We start from the raw sequence: 4,736 nt of genomic DNA, 5'->3' as shown, positions 1-4,736 counted from the left end.
CGGATGCTCTCAAGTTGCAGAAACTCGATCACCTCCTCGACGATTTTACGGTTCTCGATTTCTTCACGCTGAGCCGCCCACCAATAAAGTGCGGTGCGCAAAACGCCCGGATTCATGTGGATATGCCGCCCGAGCAGGATGTTGTCGAGAACGCTCATCCCGTTGAACAGGGCGAGGTTCTGGAATGTCCGGGCGACCCCGAGCTTTGCAACCTTGTGAGGCGTCGTGCCGGTGATGTCCTTGTCGGCCAGTCGGACTGTCCCCACATTCGGCGGGAAAAACCCGGTGATCGCGTTGACAAGCGTTGTCTTGCCACTACCATTCGGACCGACGAGGCCAAAAATTTCGCCCGCCCGAATGCAGATATCCACACCCGTGACAGCGACAATACCGCCAAACCGGCGCTCGATCCCGCTGCACTCCAGTATCGCACGATCACCGATGCCGATTGCTGATTTGCTTTTTGCTGTCATCTAATCCTGTTGTCCCCACTAGGTTCGTAGCTTGCGTCAGGAAATCCGGAAATAATCCGGTCTGCCTGTTGGCCAGGGATCTCCCCACAACTGCTGACCGCCGTCTATGTTCAAAACTTCACCGGTCACAAATTTCCCTGAATTGGCCGCCATATAAACAACGCCTTCGGCAACATCCCATTCGTCGCCTGCATGTCGCATCGGATTCGAGTCCTGAAAGGTTGCCGCACCATCCTCGGGATAGCGACTGAAACCAGTACTCTCGCAACAGCCCGGTGCCACACAATTCACACGGATGCCGTGCGGTGCCCATTCGACCGCGACCGACTTGGACAGGTAGATCACCCCTGCCCGCGCCGCACAGGTATGCGCGATGCCCGGCATCCCGCGCCAAATATCGGCCACGATATTCACGATAGAGCCGGGACGCTTTTGCTCGACCCAGCGGCGCGCGGTGGATTGCATCATCCACCAGGTTCCGTTGAGGTTGGTGTCGATGACCGCGTTCCAGCCTTTTGGGGAAAAATCCAGCGCCGCCTGGGGAAACTGTCCTCCGGCATTGTTCACCAGAACGTCAATCGAACCGAATTCCCGATTGACCTCACCGACAAAACCCTCGACCCGTTCTGGGTCGCGGATGGTCATGGGCATGGCAAACACATTGCCGCCAAAAGTTTCGAGAAATTCCTTGGCCGAGGTCAGCTTTTCCGCGTCACGTCCATTGATCGCAAGACTGGCACCCAACCTGGCGAACAGGACCGCAATGGCCAGACCCAGACCACCGCCAGCGCCGGTCACGACAACGGTTTTGCCCGCGAACAAGTCGCTGGCATATACGGTTGCGCGTGCCGCTAGGGCTCCTCGCGAAGACCCGTATTGCGTCTTATACATGACGCCTCCTCCCTGTGTCCCATTCGGGTTAGTTGGAGATAATCTAACGGGCGTTAGAAAAATAATCAAGACAAGAATGAGCCATCGTCCAGCCCATTACTTTTAGTCAGTAAGACTTTGGAAGCCCGAGTGCTTTTTCAGCGATGAAAGATAAAAGCATCTGTGGTGTCACGGGCACGAGGCGAAACAGAAGCGCCTCCCTTACCAGACGCTCCACATGATATTCCTTGGCGTATCCAAACCCGCCAAATGTAATCTGCGCTGCTTCGGTCGCTTCAACTGCGGCATCTGCGGCCAATAGCTTGGCGGCGTTGGCCTCCACTCCGCACGCCTCTCCCGAATCGTAGAGGGCGGCGGCATGCATCACCATGAGATTGGCCGCTTCCACCCGTGCCCAGGCCTGCGCCAGTGGATGCTGAACACCCTGATTCTGGCCGACCGGCCTCCCAAAAACCACACGCTCCCTGGCATATTTCGCTGCCCGCACCAAAGCATTGCGCGCAATACCAATGCATTCGCCGGCCACAAGAATGCGTTCGGGGTTAAGCCCGTGCAGGATCTGCCGGAACCCCTTGCCCTCTTCGCCGATCAGGTCTTCGGCCGGAATTGGCAACCCATCGATGAACACCTCGTTCGAGTCGACCGCTTTGCGCCCCATCTTCTCAATTTCGCGCACATCCACGAAATTGCGGTTGAGATCGGTATAGAAGAGACTCAGCCCTTCAGTCGGATCAGTCAGATCCTCAATCCGTGTCGTCCGGGCCAGAAGCAGCATCTTGTGGGCCACCTGCGCGGTGGAAATCCAGACCTTCTGCCCGTGCACGACATACCTGCCGCCCTGTCGCATCGCCATGGTTTTCAACTTCGTGGTATCTAGGCCCGTCGTCGGTTCTGTCACAGCGAAACAGGCCTTTTCATCACCGGCGATCAGGGGGGGCAGCATACGCGCGCGCTGTTCTTCTGTCCCGAACTTCACCACCGGATTGAGGCCGAATATGTTCATGTGGATAGCCGAGGCTCCGCTCGCGCCAGCCCCCGACTCCGCGATCGCCTGCATCATGATGGTCGCTTCGGTAATCCCCAGACCGGCACCACCGACCGCTTCGGGCATGGCAATGCCAAGCCACCCGCCATCGGCCATCGCCCTGTGCAGCTCATAGGGAAAACCACCGTTGCGATCCCGCTCCAACCAGTAGTCATCATCGAACCGCGCGCAAATCCGCAGGATCTGTTCGCGGATTTCTTTCTGTTCATCTGTCATTCGAAAGGTCACGGTGTGGTTCTCTTCCCGTCCAAATCCACAATACCCGCCTCGCAAAGGGCCGTGATCCTTGCATCTTCAAAACCCATATCGCGCAGTATGTTGCGGGTGTCCGCCCCCGGCGGGCGTCCCAACCATCGAACCTCACCTGGTGTGGCGCTCAAATGCGGAATAGGCCCGACGACCTGCGTCTGCTCTCCGTCGACCGATACGATGTCTCCGCGATGGCGTATCTGCTCATGCGTCGTGATCTCTTCGACGCTTAGAACCCGCGAGGCGACCGCATCATGGCGGGCGAATTCCGCCTCGACCTCGGCAAGCGTGCGCTGTGTGACGTAATCATTGATGGCATCAAAAACCACAACCATATGCCGTGACATCAGGTCTAGGGTCGCGAACCGTGGATCATCGGCCAGAGCGTCTCCGCCGACCGCCTGCAGCAGCCGCTGCGCCGTTTCTGCGCTGCCTGCGGAAACGGTCAGCCACACCCCATCGCACGTGCGGAACATGCCCCCCGGCGCAAAGTCCATCGGTTGGCGCAAGCCATTGCGTCCTGGTGAGAGCTTCGCACCCGTCAAGGCGGGAACAGGATAGTCCATCAACCGAAGCAATGCCTCGAACACCGCAAGATCGACGACCTGACCGCGCGCAATCCCCTTTTCGCGGGCAAACAGCGCGATCATGATACCCAAAGCGCCCATCAGCCCTGTCGTGCTGTCGGCTGCCGGAAATCCGGGGTGCATCGGCGGCCCATCCGCAAAACCAGTCAGATGGGCGAGACCACTCATCGCCTCTGCCGCGCGCCCGAAAGCGGGCACGTCCCGCATCGGGCCGTCCTGTCCGTAACCAGACACACGCAGGATTATCAGATTCGGGTTCCACTCGTGCAGGGTCTCCGGCCCGACACTCGCACGTTCAAGCACACCGGGCCGGAAATTTTCGACAAGTACATCCGCACCTTCAACCAGCCTGCGCAAGATGTCCCGGCCTTCGTCCGATTTCCAGTTCAGGCTCAGGGTTTTCTTGTTGCGGCCCAGCGTCTTCCACCAAACGCCCACCCCATCCTCTGCCTTGGGTCCGAGGTCGCGCATCATATCGGTCCGGTTGACTGCCTCGATCTTTGTTACATCTGCCCCGAAATCGGAGAGCAGAGCTGATGAAAGAGGCCCGGCTATGACGTGACCAAGCTCGATGATTTTCAATTGATGAAGTGGGGTTGTCATTCGATCAGCGACCTCCAGTTCTAACAATTGTTAGTTTTTGGTCTCTTCGAACGCAAGACCGTTCTTTCATCCCTGTGCCGGAGTAATACTACAGATGGAGTGGTTGCCGCCCTCCCGAGACGGCATCGCAATGTGCCAAGCTCGTGGTGTTTAAAGCCACGCAAAGAGGAGGACAGCGAGATGGAGGATATGATGATTGGTGTCGATCTGACAAAGAATGTTTTCCAGATTCATGGTGCCGTCCGGACGGAAGAGATCAATTTCGGAAGAAGCTGACGCGACCGCAGTTATCTCCATTCATGTCTCAGCAAAAGACCGGCTTGCTCTATTTTTGAAGCTTGCGGCAGCGCGCACTACTGGGGCACGGGAAAAGGAAGCTCGTGGCCAAAAGGTAAAATTGATTGCATCTGATTATAAGTCAAGCCAGACGAGTGCCGCTCACCGGCTGAACAAACCGTGAGTAGTTACCGTGTCTTTCTGCAATCCTAACCCGGATAATTCATGAAGCTGCATTAATGTGTTCCCGGGGCCGGTTTCACGGATCTCGGGTCTGTCGCGCGCATCCGATGTTTGCGTCCGGTTTGCTGGCCGGTCGTTGACGTGGTTGTTGGGTAATATGGATTGATGTTTCGGGGTTGTCGGGCCGCTCGCGTCAGGCTGCTTTCGGTGGGGCGAGCGCGTCGAAGAGAAGATGGAGGAGACCCTGTCGCGGACATGATGTCGGCAGTGTGATGCTGATCCGGGTCTTCTTCTCGACGATGGTTGCAGCCAGCTTGACGAGATGCAGCCGCAGGGTGTCGAATTGGGCGCGGCGCCATGGGGATCTCCTTGGACAGGCGGCGCGCAATTTCCACCAGAGCCAGTAGGCGCAACTGTGCAGCATCAGAC

5 protein-coding genes are annotated in these 4,736 nt (G+C 57.6%); all 5 read right to left on the bottom strand.

The window, feature by feature from the left end; all coding sequences use genetic code 11:
* Window positions 1-473, bottom strand: a 473-nt coding sequence (locus KBT70_RS07630; protein ID WP_296630743.1) for an ATP-binding cassette domain-containing protein, incomplete at its 3' end; no start/stop codon positions are given.
* Between the two features lie 36 nt (window positions 474-509).
* Entirely contained in the window at window positions 510-1,271 is a 762-nt protein-coding gene (locus KBT70_RS07625) for an SDR family oxidoreductase (protein ID WP_296630741.1), read from the bottom strand.
* A gap of 199 nt (window positions 1,272-1,470) precedes the next feature.
* Entirely contained in the window at window positions 1,471-2,625 is a 1,155-nt protein-coding gene (locus tag KBT70_RS07620; protein ID WP_009820016.1) for an acyl-CoA dehydrogenase family protein, read from the bottom strand.
* 8 nt (window positions 2,626-2,633) lie between these two features.
* On the bottom strand, window positions 2,634-3,875 hold the full coding sequence (locus tag KBT70_RS07615; protein ID WP_296630730.1) for a CoA transferase: 1,242 nt from the start codon (window positions 3,873-3,875) through the stop codon (window positions 2,634-2,636).
* Between the two features lie 625 nt (window positions 3,876-4,500).
* Window positions 4,501-4,736, bottom strand: a 236-nt coding sequence (locus tag KBT70_RS07610) for a transposase (RefSeq protein WP_296630727.1), incomplete at its 5' end; no start/stop codon positions are given.

It is taken from the genome of Roseovarius sp. (genome assembly GCF_018066915.1).
GTDB lineage: Bacteria > Pseudomonadota > Alphaproteobacteria > Rhodobacterales > Rhodobacteraceae > Roseovarius.
The sequence above is the reverse complement of the archived record's forward strand: the minus strand, read 5'-3'. Positions and strand labels throughout refer to the sequence as shown.